The following is a 17,186-nucleotide window of genomic DNA, read 5'->3' on the forward strand; positions in this document are numbered from 1 at the left end:
CCTCCTACGCTCATCTCATGTCAGAGATGTACGCGATCCGCCGAAACCGGCTAAGGGAGCAGTGCAACGCCGCCGGCAACGCGGCAGCGATCGTCTCCCGCCCCGCCAACGTCCGCTACCTCGCGGGCCCCGCCCCCCGGGGCGCCGTCCTCCTGCTGGGCAGGAGCGAGGACGTCCTGGTCCGCCCCTACGAGGAGCGCTCGACCGACGGGCGTCCCGACGACAACCTCAGGCTCCAAGCCCTGCCCGGCCCCGGCGATCCCGCGGTGGCCGCCGCCGGTCTCGCGAAGGCACAGGGCATCGACTCCCTCGCCCTGGAGGAACACCACCTCACCGTCGCCCGCCACCGCGAACTCCGCTCGGTCGTACCAAGGCTCCGCCTCGCGGACATCGGCGGCGCGGTCGAGCAGCTCAGGGTCGTCAAGGACGAGGAGGAGATCTCCTGCCTCCGCATCGGCGCCGAGATCGCCGACCAGGCCCTGGGCGAGCTCCTGGAGTCCATCCTCGTCGGCCGCACCGAACGCCACCTCGCCCTCGAACTGGAACGCCGTCTCGTCGACCACGGCGCCGACGGCCCCGCGTTCCCCACCTCCGTCGCCACCGGCCCCAACGCCGGCCGTCGCGCCCACCGCCCCACCGACCGCCGGGTCGAGGAGGGCGACTTCCTCTCCGTCTGCCTCGGGGCGACCTACCGCGGATACCGCTGCGAGATCGGCCGCACCTTCGTCATCGGCACCTCACCCGCCGACTGGCAGATCCAGCTCTACGACCTCGTCTTCGCCGCTCAGCGCGCCGGACGCGAGGCGCTGGCGCCGGGAGCCGCCCACCGTGACGTGGACCGGGCGGCTCGGCAGGTGCTGGACTCCGCGGGGTACACCCAGGGCCTGCCCCCGCTGATCGGCCACGGTGTCGGACTCGAAATCGACGAGGACCCGCAGCTGGCCCCTTCAGCCATGGGTAAACTGGACGCTTGCGTGCCGGTCACCGTCGAACCGGGGGTCCACCTCCCGGGCCGGGGCGGCGTCCGGATCGATGACACGCTCGTCGTCCGCCCCGAGGCGGACGGCGGACCCGAGCTACTCACCATCACGACCAAGGAGCTGCTCGCACTATAGGCAACGTGCGTGCGCCGGGGTCGTCCACGTCAGTCCAGGAGATTCCGCAACCGTGGCTTCCACGAACGACCTCAAGAACGGCCTTGTGCTCAAGCTCGAAGGCGGCCAGCTCTGGTCCGTCGTCGAGTTCCAGCACGTCAAGCCCGGCAAGGGCCCGGCCTTCGTGCGCACCAAGCTCAAGAACGTGCTCTCGGGCAAGGTCGTCGACAAGACCTTCAACGCCGGCGTCAAGGTCGAGACGGCCACTGTCGACAAGCGCGACATGCAGTTCTCGTACATGGACGGCGAGTACTTCGTCTTCATGGACATGGAGACCTACGACCAGCTGATGGTCGACCGCAAGGCCGTCGGCGACGCCGCCAACTTCCTCATCGAGGGCTTCACCGCCACCGTCGCCCAGCACGAGGGCGAGGTGCTCTTCGTCGAGCTGCCGGCCGCCGTCGAACTCGTCGTCCAGGAGACCGAGCCGGGCCTGCAGGGTGACCGCTCCACCGGCGGCACCAAGCCCGCGACCCTGGAGACCGGCCACCAGATCCAGGTCCCGCTCTTCATCACCACCGGTGAGAAGATCAAGGTCGACACCCGTACCAGCGACTACCTCGGCCGGGTGAACAGCTAACCGTGGCCGCCCGCAACACGGCCCGCAAGCGCGCCTTCCAGATCCTCTTCGAAGGCGACCAGCGCGGAGTCGACGTCCTGACGGTCCTCGCGGACTGGATCCGGCTCTCCCGGGACGACCCACGGCAGCCGCCGGTGAGCGAGTACACGATGCAGCTGATCGAGGGCTACGCCAAGCAGGCGAAGCGGATCGACGAGCTGATCGCGCAGTACTCGGTCGGCTGGACGCTGGACCGCATGCCGGTCGTGGACCGCAACATCCTTCGCCTGGGCGCCTACGAGCTGATCTGGGTCGACGAGGTCCCGGACGCCGTGGTCCTCGACGAGATGGTGCAGCTCGCCAAGGAGTTCTCCACGGACGAGTCACCGGCGTTCGTCAACGGCCTGCTGGGCCGGCTCAAGGAGCTCAAGCCCTCGCTGCGCCGCGAAGAGGCGTGACAGAGGTACGGCATCGCCAGGGGGCCCGCAGCGTGACTGCTGCGGGCCCCCTGGCGTTCCGGGGCCGAAGCGGCCTCCGAGAGGCTGAGAAAGCCGCCGGGGTGGCCGGAACCTGAAGTCCCGGCCACCCCGGCGGCACGTTTCTGCTGAGGAGCCGTGCGGCTCAGCCCTCCTCGTGGGAGGCCACCGCGCGACGCGCGTCGGCATCCAGTACGCCCCAGCTGATCAACTGCTCGGTGAGGACCGAGGGCGACTGGTCGTAGATGACGGCGAGTGTGCGCAGGTCGTCCTGGCGGATCGAGAGCACCTTGCCGTTGTAGTCACCGCGCTGCGACTGGATCGTGGCAGCGTAGCGCTGCAGGGGCCCCGCCTTCTCGGCCGGCACGGTGGCCAGCCGCTCCAGGTCGAGGACCAGCTTCGGCGGCGGCTCGGCCGCGCCGCCCGGCGTGGTGCCCGGCAGCAGCTCCTGGACGGGAACGCCATAGAAATCCGCCAGTTCGGCAAGACGCTGTACGGTCACCGCGCGGTCACCGCGCTCGTACGAACCGACCACGACCGCCTTCCAGCGTCCCTGGCTCTTCTCCTCGACACCGTGGAGGGAAAGGCCCTGCTGGGTGCGGATGGCCCGGAGCTTGGCCCCGAGCTGTTTGGCGTATTCGCTGGACATATAGCTCCCCGGACACTGTGTCGACGCGGCTGCGGAGGTTCCGCGGCCGCGCGTCTGGTAACTCACTGTGAGGTTACGCAGCGTGATTCTTCTGCGTCAAGCCGAATGGTCCACCCCGACTCTTCCGTGGTAGCGGTGGCCGATTGGGCCAGGGGGGTGATCAGGCGTGTCGTGGAGGCCTGCTACCGTGGATGGCGCAAATCCGACGTCCTTTAAGGTCCGTCCCGTGAGGCGGAGAAGGAGGTCCGTTTCGTATGGACACGCAGGACACGTCCGGGATTCCGGCGTCCGATGCCCGGCCCGTGCTCGAAGGCCCTGACATCGCGCGGGTACTGACCCGCATCGCCCACGAGATCGTCGAGCGCGCCAAGGGCGCCGACGACGTGGTGCTGCTCGGCATTCCGACCCGAGGCGTCTTCCTCGCCCAGCGGCTCGCCGCCAAGCTCGAGGAGATCACCGACCGCAAGATCCCGTGCGGTTCGCTCGACATCACCATGTACCGCGACGACCTGCGCATGCATCCGCCGCGTGCGCTGGCCCGCACCGAGATCCCCGGTGACGGCATCGACGGCAAGCTGGTCGTCCTCGTCGACGACGTGCTGTTCTCCGGCCGGACCGTCAGAGCCGCCCTCGACGCCCTGAACGACGTCGGGCGCCCGCGCGCGGTGCAGCTGGCGGTCCTGGTCGACCGGGGCCACCGCGAACTGCCCATCCGCGCCGACTACGTCGGCAAGAACCTCCCCACGTCGCTGCGGGAGACGGTCAAGGTCCAGCTCGCCGAGGAGGACGGTCGCGACACCGTGCTGCTCGGCGCGAAGCAGACCCAGTAGCGGCCGCTTGGCACGCCTCCGTTCGGCGTGCCCTGATCTGCCCGGAATCTCCCGAATCCTGAACTGCCTTACGGAGCCTGACAGATGCAGCGTCATCTCATCTCGGCCGCCGACCTCACCCGCGACGACGCCGTCCTGATCCTCGACACCGCCGAGGAGATGGCCCGGGTCGCGGACCGGCCGATCAAGAAACTGCCGACCCTGCGCGGCCGTACGATCGTCAACCTCTTCTTCGAGGACTCCACGCGCACGCGTATCTCCTTCGAAGCCGCCGAGAAGCGCCTCTCGGCCGACGTCATCAACTTCTCCGCCAAGGGCTCCAGCGTCTCCAAGGGCGAGTCCCTGAAGGACACCGCCCAGACCCTGGAGGCCATGGGCGTCGACGCCGTGGTCATCCGGCACGGCGCCTCCGGCGCCCCCTACCGCCTCGCCAACTCCGGCTGGATCGACGCCGCCGTCATCAACGCCGGCGACGGCACCCACCAACACCCCACCCAGGCCCTGCTGGACGCGTTCACCATGCGCCGCCGGCTCGTCGGCCGGGACGCCGGGCTCGGGCAGGACCTGTCCGGCCGGCGCATCACCATCGTCGGTGACATCCTGCACAGCCGGGTCGCCCGCTCCAACGTCGACCTGCTGCACACGCTCGGCGCCGAGGTCACCCTGGTCGCCCCGCCCACCCTGGTGCCGGTCGGCGTCGAGACCTGGCCCTGCGAGGTGTCGTACGACCTCGACTCCACGCTCACCAAGTCCGACGCGGTGATGATGCTGCGGGTCCAGCGCGAGCGCATGAACGCGGCCTTCTTCCCGACCGAGCGCGAGTACTCGCGCCGCTACGGCCTCGACGGCGACCGCATGGCGCGGATGCCGGAGCACGCCATCGTGATGCACCCCGGTCCGATGGTCCGCGGCATGGAGATCACCGCCGAGGTCGCCGACTCCGACCGCTGCACCGTCGTCGAGCAGGTCGCAAACGGAGTCTCCATCCGGATGGCCGTCCTGTACCTGCTGCTCGGCGGCGCCGAGCCCGCCGTCACCCACGCCCGTATCGAGGAGAAGTAAGACAGATGAGCAAGATCCTGATCCGTGGCGCGAAGGTGCTCGGCGGCGAGGCGCAGGACGTCCTGATCGACGGCGCCGTCATCGAGGCGGTCGGCATCGGGCTGTCGGCCGAGGGGGCGGAGGTCGTCGAGGCCGACGGCAAGGTGCTGCTGCCCGGCCTCGTCGACCTGCACACGCATCTGCGCGAGCCGGGACGCGAGGACTCCGAGACCGTGCTGACCGGTACGCGCGCGGCCGCGAGCGGCGGCTACACGGCCGTCTTCGCCATGGCCAACACCTTCCCGGTCGCCGACACCGCCGGTGTCGTCGAGCAGGTCTACCGGCTCGGCCAGGAGCACGGCTACTGCGACGTACAGCCCATCGGCGCCGTGACCGTCGGCCTGGAGGGCAGGAAGCTCGCCGAGCTGGGCGCCATGCACGAGTCGGCCGCCGGGGTCACCGTCTTCTCGGACGACGGCAAGTGCGTCGACGACGCGGTGATCATGCGGCGCGCCCTGGAGTACGTGAAGGCCTTCGGCGGGGTCGTCGCGCAGCACGCGCAGGAGCCGCGGCTGACCGAGGGCGCCCAGATGAACGAGGGGATCGTCTCCGCCGAGCTGGGGCTCGGGGGCTGGCCGGCGGTGGCCGAGGAATCGGTCATCGCCCGGGACGTCCTGCTCGCCGAGCACGTCGGCTCCCGCGTGCACATCTGCCACCTGTCGACCGCGGGCTCGGTCGAGATCGTCCGCTGGGCCAAGTCCCGCGGCATCGACGTCACCGCCGAGGTCACCCCGCACCACCTGCTCCTCACGGACGAGCTGGTGCGCACCTACAACCCGGTCTACAAGGTCAACCCGCCGCTGCGCACCGAGCGCGACGTGCTGGCCCTGCGCGAGGCGCTGGCCGACGGCACGATCGACATCGTCGCCACCGACCACGCCCCGCACCCGCACGAGGACAAGGACTGCGAGTGGGCCGCGGCCGCCATGGGGATGGTGGGCCTGGAGACCGCGTTGTCAGTGGTGCAGGAGACCATGGTGGAGACGGGCCTGCTGGACTGGGCCGGGGTCGCCGAGCGCATGTCCTTCAAGCCCGCGCGGATCGGGCGGGCGCAGGGACACGGGCGTCCCGTCTCGGCTGGTGAGCCCGCCAACCTCACGCTCGTCGACACGGCATACCGTGGGTCGGTGGACCCCGCGGGCTTCGCCTCGCGCAGCCGGAACACCCCGTACGAGGGGCGTGAGCTGCCGGGCCGTGTGACGCACACGTGGCTCCGGGGCAAGGCCACGCTCGTCGACGGGAAGCTCACGTGACACCAGTAACCCTGCTCGCCGCCTCACTCGCCGCCGAGAAGAAGTCGGCCCAGGTCACCGACTGGGCCGCGCGCGTCGGCTGGCTGGTCGGCCTCGCCCTCTTCGTCGCGCTCGTCTACTGGCTGATGCGCGAGGGCTGGAAATGGCGCGGCACGCTCCAGGGGGACATCCCCGAACTGCCCGCGTCGCCGGAGGAGCCCGGCGAGGCGAGACTGACGATGAGCGGCCGCTACCACGGCTCCACGACCGCCGGCCAGTGGCTCGACCGCATCGTGGCGCACGGCCTCGGCACCCGCAGCCGGGTCGAGCTCACCCTGACGGACGCGGGACTGGACGTCGTACGCCCCGGCGCGACCGACTTCTTCGTCCCGCTGACGCAGCTGCGCGAGGCCCGGCTCGACAAGGGCATCGCCGGCAAGGTGCTGACCGAGGGCGGCCTGCTCGTGGTCACGTGGGCGCACGGCGAGAGGCTGATCGACTCAGGGTTCCGCTCGGACCACGCGGCCGAGCACACCGAGTGGGTCGACACGCTGAACCAGATGATCAACAAGACGGAAGGCGCACGATGACAACCTCCACCAGGGGAGCCACCCGGGTTCCCGCCGTACTCGTCCTGGAGGACGGCCGGACCTTCCGCGGCCGCGCCTACGGGGCCGTGGGGGTGACCTTCGGCGAGGCGGTCTTCTCGACCGGCATGACCGGCTACCAGGAGACTCTCACCGATCCGTCGTACGACCGCCAGATCGTCGTCGCGACCGCCCCGCAGATCGGCAACACCGGCTGGAACGACGAGGACGACGAGTCCAAGCGGATCTGGGTCTCCGGCTACGTCGTCCGCGACCCCGCCCGCGTGCCGTCCAACTGGCGCGCCAAGCGCTCCCTGGACGACGAACTTCTCGCGCAGGGCGTCGTGGGCATCAGCGGCATCGACACCCGCGCCCTCACCCGCCATCTGCGCGAACGCGGCTCCATGCGCGCCGGGATCTTCTCGGGGGACGCGATCGCCGCCGAGGACGAGCTCCTCGCGCGCGTGCAGGCCCAGCCCCACATGAAGGGCGCCTCGCTGTACGAGGAGGTCGCCACCCAGGAGGCCTACGTCGTCCCGGCGGTCGGCGAGAAGAAGTTCACCGTCGCCGCGATCGACCTCGGCATCAAGGGCATGACCCCGCACCGCATGGCCGAGCGCGGCATCGAGGTGCACGTTCTGCCCGCCACGGCCACCGCCGACGAGGTCTACGCCGTCAACCCCGACGGGGTCTTCTTCTCCAACGGGCCCGGCGACCCGGCCACCGCCGACGGGCCGGTCGAGCTGATGACCGCCGTCCTGGAGCGCAGGACGCCGCTGTTCGGCATCTGCTTCGGCAACCAGATCCTGGGCCGCGCCCTCGGTTTCGGCACCTACAAGCTGAAGTACGGCCACCGGGGCATCAACCAGCCCGTGCAGGACCGTACGACCGGCAAGGTCGAGGTCACCGCGCACAACCACGGCTTCGCCGTCGACGCGCCGCTCGACAAGGTCAGCGAGACGAAGTTCGGGCGTGCCGAGGTCTCCCACGTCTGCCTCAACGACGACGTGGTCGAGGGTCTGCAACTGCTCGACCAGCCTGCCTTCAGCGTCCAGTACCACCCCGAAGCGGCCGCCGGCCCGCACGACGCCGCGTACCTGTTCGACCGCTTCGTAACCCTGATGGAGGGCCAGCGTGCCTAAGCGCACCGATATCCAGTCCGTCCTGGTCATCGGCTCCGGCCCGATCGTCATCGGCCAGGCCGCCGAGTTCGACTACTCCGGCACCCAGGCCTGCCGCGTCCTGCGGTCCGAGGGCCTGCGGGTCGTCCTGGTGAACTCCAACCCGGCGACGATCATGACCGACCCGGAGATCGCCGACGCCACCTACGTCGAGCCGATCACCCCGGAGTTCGTGGAGAAGATCATCGCCAAGGAGCGGCCCGACGCCCTCCTGCCCACGCTGGGCGGCCAGACGGCCCTCAACACGGCCATCTCGCTGGACGAGAACGGCGTCCTGGCCAAGTACGGCGTCGAGCTGATCGGCGCCAACGTCGAGGCGATCCACAAGGGCGAGGACCGCGACCAGTTCAAGCTGGTCGTCGAGGCCGTCCGCCAGAAGATCGGGCACGGCGAGTCCGCCCGCTCGGTCATCTGCCACTCCATGGACGACGTCCTCGCGGGCGTTGACACCCTCGGCGGCTACCCGGTGGTCGTCCGCCCGTCCTTCACCATGGGCGGCGCCGGCTCCGGCTTCGCGCACGACGAGGAGGAGCTGCGCCGCATCGCCGGCCAGGGCCTCACCCTCTCGCCGACCACCGAGGTGCTCCTGGAGGAGTCCATCCTCGGCTGGAAGGAGTACGAGCTGGAGCTGATGCGCGACAAGCACGACAACGTCGTGGTCGTGTGCTCCATCGAGAACTTCGACCCCATGGGCGTGCACACCGGCGACTCCATCACCGTCGCGCCCGCGATGACGCTCACCGACCGCGAGTACCAGATCCTGCGGGACATCGGCATCGCCGTGATCCGCGAGGTCGGCGTCGACACCGGCGGCTGCAACATCCAGTTCGCGGTGAACCCCGAGGACGGCCGCGTGATCGTCATCGAGATGAACCCGCGCGTGTCGCGCTCCTCGGCCCTCGCCTCCAAGGCGACCGGCTTCCCGATCGCCAAGATCGCCGCCAAGCTCGCCGTCGGCTACACCCTCGACGAGATCCCGAACGACATCACCCAGGAGACCCCGGCGTCCTTCGAGCCCACGCTCGACTACGTGGTCGTCAAGGCCCCGCGATTCGCCTTCGAGAAGTTCCCGCAGGCCGACTCCACGCTGACCACCACCATGAAGTCGGTCGGCGAGGCCATGGCCATCGGCCGCAACTTCACCGAGGCCTTCCAGAAGGCGCTGCGCTCGCTGGAGAAGAAGGGCAGCCAGTTCACCTTCGTCGGCGAGCCCGGCGACAAGGGACAGCTGCTGCAGGCGGCGGTCCGCCCGACCGACGGCCGGATCAACACCGTCATGCAGGCCATCCGCGCGGGCGCCACGCCCGAGGAGGTCTTCGAGTACACGAAGATCGACCCCTGGTTCGTCGACCAGCTCTTCCTGATCAAGGAGATCGCCGACGAGCTGGCCGAGGCGGTGGAGCTCACGCCCGGCCTGCTGGCAGAGGCCAAGCGGCACGGGTTTTCCGACCAGCAGATCGGCGAGATCCGGGGCCTGCGCGAGGACGTCGTGCGCGAGGTGCGGCACGCGCTGGGCATCCGTCCGGTCTACAAGACGGTGGACACCTGCGCCGCCGAGTTCGCGGCGAAGACGCCGTACTTCTACTCCTCCTACGACGAGGAGACGGAGGTCGCGGCGCGCGAGAAGCCGGCCGTGATCATCCTGGGCTCCGGTCCGAACCGCATCGGCCAGGGCATCGAGTTCGACTACTCCTGCGTCCACGCCTCCTTCGCGCTGAGCGACGCCGGGTACGAGACCGTGATGGTCAACTGCAACCCGGAGACCGTCTCCACGGACTACGACACCTCCGACCGCCTGTACTTCGAGCCGCTGACGCTCGAGGACGTGCTGGAGATCGTCCACGCCGAGCAGCAGGCCGGCCCGGTGGCCGGTGTCGTCGTCCAGCTGGGCGGCCAGACCCCGCTCGGCCTCTCGCAGGCCCTCAAGGACAACGGCGTGCCGATCGTCGGCACCTCCCCGGAGGCGATCCACGCCGCCGAGGACCGCGGCGCCTTCGGACGCGTGCTCGCCGAGGCGGGCCTGCCGGCCCCCAAGCACGGCACCGCCACCACCTTCGCCGAGGCCAAGGCCATCGCCGACGAGATCGGCTATCCGGTCCTCGTGCGGCCGTCGTACGTCCTCGGCGGGCGCGGCATGGAGATCGTCTACGACGAGACCCGGCTCGCGACCTACATCGCCGAGTCGACCGAGATCAGCCCTTCCCGGCCGGTCCTGGTCGACCGCTTCCTCGACGACGCCATCGAGATCGACGTCGACGCGCTGTACGACGGCGAGGAGCTCTACCTCGGTGGCGTCATGGAGCACATCGAGGAGGCCGGCATCCACTCCGGCGACTCGGCCTGCGCGCTGCCGCCGATCACACTGGGCGGCTTCGACATCAAGCGGCTGCGGGCCTCGACGGAGGCCATCGCGCGCGGGGTCGGCGTGCGCGGCCTGATCAACATCCAGTTCGCGCTGGCCGGCGACATCCTGTACGTCCTGGAGGCCAATCCGCGCGCGTCCCGTACGGTCCCCTTCACCTCCAAGGCGACCGCGGTGCCGCTCGCCAAGGCCGCCGCCCGTATCTCCCTCGGCGCGACCGTGGCCGAGCTGCGGGCGGAGGGTCTGCTTCCGGCCAACGGTGACGGCGGCGAGCTCCCGCTCGACGCGCCGATCTCCGTCAAGGAGGCGGTCATGCCCTGGTCGCGCTTCCGGGACATCCAGGGACGCGGCGTCGACACCGTCCTCGGCCCGGAGATGCGCTCCACCGGTGAGGTCATGGGCATCGACTCGGTCTTCGGCACGGCGTACGCCAAGTCGCAGGCCGGCGCCTACGGCCCGCTGCCCACCAAGGGCCGCGCGTTCATCTCGGTCGCCAACCGCGACAAGCGCTCGATGATCTTCCCGGCGCGCGAGCTGGTGGCGCACGGCTTCGAGCTGCTCGCCACCTCCGGCACGGCAGAGGTCCTCAAGCGCAACGGCATCAAGGCCACGGTGGTGCGCAAGCAGTTCGAGGGCACCGGCCCGAACGGTGAGAAGACCATCGTCCAGCTCATCCACGACGGCGAGGTCGACCTCATCGTCAACACCCCGTACGGCACCGGCGGCCGCCTCGACGGCTACGAGATCCGTACGGCGGCCGTGGCGCGGTCGGTCCCGTGCCTGACGACGGTCCAGGCGCTCGCCGCGGCCGTCCAGGGCATCGACGCCCTCAACCACGGTGACGTGGGCGTCCGTTCGCTCCAGGAACACGCGGAGCACCTGACCGCGGCCCGCGACTAGCAGCCGACGAGGGGGACACCGGAAACGGTGTCCCCCTCTGTATGAGGACCCATCCGAGGACACGCCTGAGATGTACAAGCTTTTCTTCCGTCTGGTTTTCACACGGATGGACCCGGAGCAGGCCCATTACCTGGCCTTCCGCTGGATCCGCCTCGCCGCCCGCGTTCCCGTGCTGCGCACCTTCGTCGCCGCCGCCCTGGCCCCCCGCCACAAGGAGCTGCGCACCGAGGCCTTCGGGCTGCGCATGCACGGCCCCTTCGGGCTCGCCGCCGGCTTCGACAAGAACGCCGTCGCCGTCGACGGCATGTCGATGCTCGGCTTCGACCACGTCGAGATCGGCACGGTGACGGGGGAGGCCCAGCCGGGCAACCCCAAGAAGCGGCTGTTCCGGCTCGTGAAGGACCGGGCGCTCATCAACCGCATGGGCTTCAACAACGAGGGCTCGCTGGCCGTGGCGGCCCGTCTGGCGGCCCGTGAGCCGGTCTTCAGGACCGTCGTGGGCGTCAACATCGGCAAGACCAAGGTCGTCCCGGAGGCGGAGGCGGCCGACGACTACGTGAAGTCGACCGAGCGTCTGGCGCCGTACGCCGACTACCTGGTCGTGAACGTCTCGTCGCCGAACACGCCCGGCCTGCGCAACCTGCAGGCCACCGAGGCGCTGCGGCCCCTGCTGAGCGCCGTCCGCGAGGCCGCGGACCGGGTGGTGCGCAGCCGTCGCGTGCCGCTCCTGGTGAAGATCGCCCCGGACCTGGCGGACGAGGACGTGGACGCCGTCGCCGACCTGGCCGTCGAGCTCGGCCTGGACGGGATCATCGCCACCAACACCACCATCGCGCGCGAGGGCCTCGGTCTGAGATCCGAACCCACCCTCGTGAAGGAGACGGGCGGCCTGTCCGGCGCACCCCTGAAGGCGCGCTCCCTGGAGGTGCTGCGCCGCCTCTACGCGCGCGTGGGCGACCGCATCACCCTGGTGGGCGTCGGCGGCATCGAGAACGCCGAGGACGCCTGGCAGCGCATCCTCGCCGGGGCCACCCTCGTGCAGGGCTACAGCGCGTTCGTCTACCAGGGGCCCTTCTGGAGCCGGGCCATTCACAAGGGACTCGTCGCCCGCTTGCGCACGAGTCCCTACGCCACCCTCGCCGACGCGGTCGGCGCCGACGTGAGGAAGACCGTATGACCTCGTACGAGCCCTTCGGCGCCCGGCTGCGCCGCGCCATGGACGAGCGTGGGCCGCTGTGCGTCGGCATCGACCCGCATGCCTCCCTGCTCACCGAGTGGGGCCTGAACGACGACGTGGCGGGCCTGGAGCGGTTCAGCCGCACGGTCGTGGAGGCGCTCGCCGACCGGGTCGCCGTCGTCAAGCCGCAGAGCGCGTTCTTCGAGCGGTTCGGGTCCCGGGGCGTCGCCGTACTGGAGAGGACCGTGGAGGAGGCCCGGGCGGCCGGCGCACTCGTCCTGATGGACGCCAAGCGCGGCGACATCGGCTCCACCATGGCCGCGTACGCCGAGGCCTTCCTGCGCAAGGACTCCCCGCTGTTCTCGGACGCGCTGACCGTCTCGCCGTACCTCGGCTACGGCTCGCTCTCGCCGGCGATCGCCCTCGCGCGCGAGAGCGGCTCGGGGCTGTTCGTGCTCGCCCTGACCTCCAACCCGGAGGGCGGCGAGGTGCAGCACGCGGTCCGGGCGGACGGCCGGAACGTCGGAGCGACGATGCTGGGCCACCTGGCGGCCGAGAACACCGGGGAGGAGCCCCTGGGGTCGTTCGGAGCGGTCGTCGGCGCCACGCTGGGCGACCTGTCGTCGTACGACCTGGCCATCAACGGCCCGCTCCTCGCGCCCGGAGTCGGCGCGCAGGGGGCGACAGCCGCCGATCTTCCCGGCGTGTTCGGCGCGGCCGTCCGCAACGTCGTCCCGAACGTCAGCCGGGGTGTGCTGCGGCACGGTCCGGACGTCGCCGCGCTGCGTTCCGTCTCGGACCGTTTCGCGGACGAGATCCGGACCGCTGTGACGGCCTCCTGACCACCGTCAGGGGTGTTCGAGCCGCTCGATCGAGTCCTCCGACGAGTGGTTCGAGGCCCGCTTGAGTCTGAATACATCCTCAAATCCGGGGCATTATGTCCTAAATGTCCGGCCTGGCGGAGGCTGACCAGGACTTTTCCGCTGTTCTCGCTGACTCTGGCGGAGTTGGCCGCTAGTCTCCGACGAGAGTCACCGGGCGAGCGTGTTGCTCGTGGCTCCCCAGGTGTGGGGCGACTAGGTTCCTCACCGGTCCGTATCCGACAGTTCGACATCCGAGGTGACGTAGGCGTGGCTCTTCCGCCCCTTACCCCTGAACAGCGCGCAGCCGCGCTCGAAAAGGCCGCCGCGGCTCGCCGGGAGCGGGCCGAGGTCAAGAATCGACTCAAGCACTCCGGCGCCTCCCTGCACGAGGTCATCAAGCAGGGCCAGGAGAACGACGTCATCGGCAAGATGAAGGTCTCCGCGCTGCTCGAGTCCCTGCCGGGCGTGGGCAAGGTCCGCGCCAAGCAGATCATGGAGCGACTCGGCATCTCCGAGAGCCGCCGTGTGCGCGGTCTCGGTTCCAACCAGATCGCTTCCCTGGAGCGTGAGTTCGGCAGCACCGGCTCCTGAGGTCCGGAACCTCCGGACCGGGAGTCCCGGGCACTCCGGGATTGCTGGAATAATCGCTGCATGAGTGAACGTCCGCGGCTGACCGTGCTCTCCGGCCCCTCCGGGGTCGGCAAGAGCACGGTCGTCGCCCATATGCGCAAGGAACACCCCGAGGTCTGGCTCTCGGTGTCGGCGACGACCCGCAGACCCCGCCCGGGCGAGAGGCACGGAGTCCACTACTTCTTCGTCACCGACGAGGAGATGGACAAGCTGATCGCCAACGGAGAGCTGCTGGAGTGGGCCGAGTTCGCCGGCAACCGCTACGGCACGCCGCGTACGGCCGTGCTGGAGCGCCTGGAGGCGGGTGAGCCCGTCCTGCTGGAGATCGACCTCCAGGGGGCCCGGCAGGTCCGGGAGTCGATGGCTGACGCCCAGCTGGTGTTCCTGGCTCCTCCCTCCTGGGAGGAGCTCGTACGCAGGCTCACGGGACGTGGCACCGAGCCGCCCGAGGTGATCGAGCGTCGCCTCGACGCGGCGAAGGTCGAACTGGCGGCCGAGCCGGAGTTCGACATGACCTTGGTCAACACCTCCGTCGAGGACGTGGCGCGCGAGCTGCTAGCCTTGATGGATGTCGTGTGATCGTGCCTGATCGTTCAGGTGTGATCATCCGCACTGATTCTTTCCCATCCATCGGAAGGTAGAGCGTGTCCTCTTCCATCTCCGCGCCCGAGGGCATCATCAACCCGCCGATCGACGAGCTCCTCGAGGCCACCGACTCGAAGTACAGCCTCGTGATCTACGCGGCCAAGCGTGCCCGCCAGATCAACGCGTACTACTCGCAGCTCGGCGAGGGCCTCCTCGAGTACGTCGGTCCGCTCGTCGACACCCACGTGCACGAGAAGCCGCTCTCGATCGCCCTGCGCGAGATCAACGCGGGTCTGCTGACGTCCGAGGCCGTCGAGGGCCCCGCGCAGTAGTACTTTCACATTGCAGTTGGCTTTTCCACAGGCCCGGCAGCGCGACTGTCGGGCCTGTGGTGTGTGATGGACCCGTACGTTGCCGAGCCGGGGAGAGACGGTGGACAAGCCCAAGGTCGTGCTGGGGGTCAGCGGCGGCATCGCCGCCTACAAGGCCTGTGAGCTGCTGCGCAGGTTCACCGAGTCGGGCCACGACGTCCGCGTCGTCCCCACCGCCTCCGCGCTGCACTTCGTCGGCGCCGCCACCTGGTCCGCCCTCTCCGGCAACCCCGTCTCCACCGAGGTCTGGGACGACGTCCACGAGGTCCCGCACGTCCGTATCGGACAGCACGCCGACCTGGTCGTCGTCGCCCCCGCGACCGCGGACACGCTGGCCAGGGCCGCCCACGGCCTGGCGGACGACCTGCTCACCAACACGCTCCTGACCGCCCGCTGCCCGGTCGTCTTCGCACCCGCGATGCACACCGAGATGTGGGAGCACCCGGCCACCCAGGAGAACGTGGCCACGCTGCGCCTCCGCGGCGCCGTCGTCATCGAGCCCGCCGTCGGCCGTCTCACCGGTGTCGACACCGGCAAGGGCCGGCTCCCCGACCCCGCCGAGATCTTCGAGGTCTGCCGCCGCGTCCTCGCCCGGGGCGTGACGGAGCCCGACCTCGTCGGCCGGCACGTCGTCGTCAGCGCCGGCGGCACCCGCGAGCCGCTCGACCCCGTGCGCTTCCTCGGCAACCGCTCCTCCGGCAAGCAGGGCTACGCCCTGGCCCGCACCGCCGCCGCCCGCGGTGCCCGGGTCACCCTGATCGCCGCCAACACCGGCCTGCCCGACCCGGCGGGCGTCGACGTCGTCCAGGTGGGCACCGCCGTACAGCTGCGCGAGGCGGTGCTGAAGGCCGCGGCGGAGGCCGACGCGGTCGTCATGGCCGCCGCGGTCGCCGACTTCCGGCCGGAGACCTATGCGACCGGGAAGATCAAGAAGAAGGACGACCGGGACCCCGATCCCATCGTCCTCGTACGGAATCCGGACATTCTCGCGGAGATCTCCGCCGACCGCGCCCGGCCCGGACAGCTCGTCGTCGGCTTCGCCGCCGAGACCGACGACGTCCTCGCCAACGGGCGGGCCAAGCTCGCGCGCAAGGGCTGCGACCTGCTCGTCGTCAACGAGGTGGGGGAACGCAAGACCTTCGGCTCCGAGGAGAACGAGGCGGTGGTGCTGGGCGCCGACGGCAGCGAGACGCCCGTACCCCACGGCCCGAAGGAGCATCTGGCCGAAATCGTCTGGGACCTGGTGGCGGAGCGCCTCACGTGAATGTGTCATTCGCTTCTCGGTCCCCTCAAACCTCTGCCACACGGGCGTGGCGACCCTGGTCAAGGCGCCGGTGCATTGGGCAGAATGCCCGTGCCGCAGGTCACGGCCCTCCCGAGAGGCGAGACAGGGAGGCCCTTGGCCGAGTACGACCGATAAACTGTTCTCGGACGGAGCCGGGCGCAGCCCCCGAGCCCGTCCGCCCATGATCAGCCAGCAGCCGCTGCAACCCCAGGGAGCGTTGTGTCCCGTCGCCTGTTCACCTCGGAGTCCGTGACCGAGGGTCACCCCGACAAGATCGCTGACCAGATCAGCGACACCATTCTCGACGCGCTGCTCAAGGAGGACCCGACCTCCCGGGTCGCCGTCGAGACGCTGATCACCACCGGCCTGGTGCACGTGGCCGGCGAGGTCACCACCAAGACCTACGCGGACATCGCGACCCTCGTCCGCAGCAAGATCCTCGAGATCGGTTACGACTCCTCCAAGAAGGGCTTCGACGGCGCCTCCTGTGGTGTCTCGGTGTCGATCGGCGCGCAGTCGCCGGACATCGCCCAGGGCGTCGACACGGCGTACGAGTCCCGGGTCGAGGGCGACGAGGACGAGCTGGACCGTCAGGGTGCCGGTGACCAGGGCCTGATGTTCGGGTACGCGTCCGACGAGACGCCCACCCTGATGCCGCTGCCGATCTTCCTGGCGCACCGGCTGGCCAAGCGCCTGTCCGAGGTCCGCAAGAACGGCACCATCCCCTACCTGCGCCCCGACGGCAAGACGCAGGTCACCATCGAGTACGACGGCGACAAGGCCGTCCGCCTCGACACGGTCGTCGTCTCCTCCCAGCACGCGAGCGACATCGACCTGGACTCCCTGCTCGCCCCCGACGTCCGCGAGTTCGTCGTGGAGCCGGAGCTGAAGGCGCTGCTGGACGAGGGCATCAAGCTCGACACGGAGAACTACCGTCTCCTGGTCAACCCGACCGGTCGCTTCGAGATCGGCGGCCCGATGGGCGACGCGGGCCTGACCGGCCGGAAGATCATCATCGACACGTACGGCGGCATGGCCCGGCACGGCGGCGGCGCCTTCTCCGGCAAGGACCCGTCCAAGGTGGACCGTTCGGCGGCGTACGCGATGCGCTGGGTGGCCAAGAACGTCGTCGCCGCGGGTCTCGCCTCGCGCTGCGAGGTGCAGGTCGCGTACGCGATCGGCAAGGCCGAGCCGGTGGGTCTGTTCGTGGAGACCTTCGGCACCGCCAAGATCGACCACGAGAA

The 17,186-nt window shown here is 69.9% G+C and carries 17 protein-coding genes; 16 read left to right on the plus strand and 1 reads right to left on the minus strand.

Features of this window, described 5'->3' with window-relative positions; genetic code table 11:
• Positions 1-17 precede the first annotated feature (17 nt).
• Genes ABZZ74_RS14135 through nusB form a run of 3 tightly spaced genes read left to right on the plus strand, consistent with a single transcriptional unit; the run spans position 18 to position 2,171 of the window.
• Positions 18-1,115: an aminopeptidase P family protein gene (locus ABZZ74_RS14135; RefSeq protein ID WP_356764479.1), complete on the plus strand. Its 1,098-nt coding sequence runs from the start codon at positions 18-20 to the stop codon at positions 1,113-1,115.
• Between the two features lie 52 nt (positions 1,116-1,167).
• Positions 1,168-1,734: an elongation factor P gene (efp, locus tag ABZZ74_RS14140; protein ID WP_020117452.1), complete on the plus strand. Its 567-nt coding sequence runs from the start codon at positions 1,168-1,170 to the stop codon at positions 1,732-1,734.
• A 2-nt stretch (positions 1,735-1,736) separates the two neighbouring features.
• The gene (gene nusB, locus ABZZ74_RS14145) at positions 1,737-2,171 is read left to right on the plus strand and encodes a transcription antitermination factor NusB (protein WP_356764481.1); all 435 of its coding nucleotides are present in this window, start codon (positions 1,737-1,739) and stop codon (positions 2,169-2,171) included.
• Positions 2,172-2,334: 163 nt separating this feature from the next.
• On the opposite strand, the gene bldD is transcribed toward nusB, so the two are convergent.
• Positions 2,335-2,838, minus strand: a complete 504-nt coding sequence (gene bldD / locus ABZZ74_RS14150; RefSeq protein WP_030166512.1) for a transcriptional regulator BldD — start codon at positions 2,836-2,838, stop codon at positions 2,335-2,337.
• A 254-nt stretch (positions 2,839-3,092) separates the two neighbouring features.
• Here bldD and pyrR point away from each other — a divergent pair, with 254 nt between their 5' ends.
• The 13 genes from pyrR to metK form a co-directional block, all read left to right on the plus strand.
• Positions 3,093-3,668 (plus strand): bifunctional pyr operon transcriptional regulator/uracil phosphoribosyltransferase PyrR, encoded by a 576-nt coding sequence (gene pyrR, locus ABZZ74_RS14155; RefSeq protein WP_133044859.1) that lies wholly within the window; start codon positions 3,093-3,095, stop codon positions 3,666-3,668.
• 84 nt (positions 3,669-3,752) lie between these two features.
• The gene (locus tag ABZZ74_RS14160) at positions 3,753-4,730 is read left to right on the plus strand and encodes an aspartate carbamoyltransferase catalytic subunit (RefSeq protein ID WP_356764484.1); all 978 of its coding nucleotides are present in this window, start codon (positions 3,753-3,755) and stop codon (positions 4,728-4,730) included.
• Between the two features lie 5 nt (positions 4,731-4,735).
• The gene (locus ABZZ74_RS14165) at positions 4,736-6,022 is read left to right on the plus strand and encodes a dihydroorotase (RefSeq protein WP_356764486.1); all 1,287 of its coding nucleotides are present in this window, start codon (positions 4,736-4,738) and stop codon (positions 6,020-6,022) included.
• Entirely contained in the window at positions 6,019-6,591 is a 573-nt protein-coding gene (locus ABZZ74_RS14170) for a hypothetical protein (protein WP_356764488.1), read from the plus strand. The genes ABZZ74_RS14165 and ABZZ74_RS14170 overlap by 4 nt, the downstream gene beginning before the upstream one ends.
• On the plus strand, positions 6,588-7,730 hold the full coding sequence (carA, locus tag ABZZ74_RS14175; RefSeq protein WP_356764490.1) for a glutamine-hydrolyzing carbamoyl-phosphate synthase small subunit: 1,143 nt from the start codon (positions 6,588-6,590) through the stop codon (positions 7,728-7,730). The genes ABZZ74_RS14170 and carA overlap by 4 nt, the downstream gene beginning before the upstream one ends.
• Positions 7,723-11,031 carry a carbamoyl-phosphate synthase large subunit gene (gene carB, locus ABZZ74_RS14180; protein WP_356764492.1) on the plus strand — a complete coding sequence of 1,103 codons (3,309 nt, stop codon included), beginning with the start codon at positions 7,723-7,725 and terminating at the stop codon, positions 11,029-11,031. The genes carA and carB overlap by 8 nt, the downstream gene beginning before the upstream one ends.
• 70 nt (positions 11,032-11,101) lie before the next feature.
• Entirely contained in the window at positions 11,102-12,208 is a 1,107-nt protein-coding gene (locus ABZZ74_RS14185; RefSeq protein ID WP_356764494.1) for a quinone-dependent dihydroorotate dehydrogenase, read from the plus strand.
• On the plus strand, positions 12,205-13,050 hold the full coding sequence (pyrF, locus tag ABZZ74_RS14190) for an orotidine-5'-phosphate decarboxylase (protein ID WP_356764496.1): 846 nt from the start codon (positions 12,205-12,207) through the stop codon (positions 13,048-13,050). The genes ABZZ74_RS14185 and pyrF overlap by 4 nt, the downstream gene beginning before the upstream one ends.
• A 288-nt stretch (positions 13,051-13,338) precedes the next feature.
• Positions 13,339-13,662, plus strand: coding sequence for an integration host factor (locus tag ABZZ74_RS14195; RefSeq protein ID WP_003977346.1), 324 nt, complete (start codon positions 13,339-13,341; stop codon positions 13,660-13,662).
• Between the two features lie 60 nt (positions 13,663-13,722).
• Positions 13,723-14,280, plus strand: coding sequence for a guanylate kinase (gmk, locus tag ABZZ74_RS14200; RefSeq protein WP_133044851.1), 558 nt, complete (start codon positions 13,723-13,725; stop codon positions 14,278-14,280).
• Between the two features lie 65 nt (positions 14,281-14,345).
• On the plus strand, positions 14,346-14,618 hold the full coding sequence (rpoZ, locus tag ABZZ74_RS14205; RefSeq protein ID WP_003988945.1) for a DNA-directed RNA polymerase subunit omega: 273 nt from the start codon (positions 14,346-14,348) through the stop codon (positions 14,616-14,618).
• A 100-nt stretch (positions 14,619-14,718) separates the two neighbouring features.
• Positions 14,719-15,921 (plus strand): bifunctional phosphopantothenoylcysteine decarboxylase/phosphopantothenate--cysteine ligase CoaBC, encoded by a 1,203-nt coding sequence (coaBC, locus tag ABZZ74_RS14210; protein WP_356764499.1) that lies wholly within the window; start codon positions 14,719-14,721, stop codon positions 15,919-15,921.
• Between the two features lie 240 nt (positions 15,922-16,161).
• A partial coding sequence (gene metK, locus ABZZ74_RS14215) for a methionine adenosyltransferase (RefSeq protein WP_356764501.1) occupies positions 16,162-17,186 on the plus strand: 1,025 nt, incomplete at its 3' end.

The sequence above is a fragment of the Streptomyces sp. NPDC006476 genome, assembly GCF_040612015.1.
Lineage (GTDB): Bacteria > Actinomycetota > Actinomycetes > Streptomycetales > Streptomycetaceae > Streptomyces > Streptomyces griseorubiginosus_B.

Excerpts from the sequence above, each read along its gene's own strand:
- ABZZ74_RS14135 (WP_356764479.1), top strand. The coding sequence starts at position 18 with ATGTCAGAGATGTACGCGATCCGCCGAAACCGGCTAAGGGAGCAGTGC.
- bldD (WP_030166512.1), bottom strand. The coding sequence starts at position 2,838 with ATGTCCAGCGAATACGCCAAACAGCTCGGGGCCAAGCTCCGGGCCATC.
- pyrR (WP_133044859.1), top strand. The coding sequence starts at position 3,093 with ATGGACACGCAGGACACGTCCGGGATTCCGGCGTCCGATGCCCGGCCC.
- ABZZ74_RS14160 (WP_356764484.1), top strand. The coding sequence starts at position 3,753 with ATGCAGCGTCATCTCATCTCGGCCGCCGACCTCACCCGCGACGACGCC.
- ABZZ74_RS14165 (WP_356764486.1), top strand. The coding sequence starts at position 4,736 with ATGAGCAAGATCCTGATCCGTGGCGCGAAGGTGCTCGGCGGCGAGGCG.
- carA (WP_356764490.1), top strand. The coding sequence starts at position 6,588 with ATGACAACCTCCACCAGGGGAGCCACCCGGGTTCCCGCCGTACTCGTC.
- ABZZ74_RS14185 (WP_356764494.1), top strand. The coding sequence starts at position 11,102 with ATGTACAAGCTTTTCTTCCGTCTGGTTTTCACACGGATGGACCCGGAG.
- pyrF (WP_356764496.1), top strand. The coding sequence starts at position 12,205 with ATGACCTCGTACGAGCCCTTCGGCGCCCGGCTGCGCCGCGCCATGGAC.
- gmk (WP_133044851.1), top strand. The coding sequence starts at position 13,723 with ATGAGTGAACGTCCGCGGCTGACCGTGCTCTCCGGCCCCTCCGGGGTC.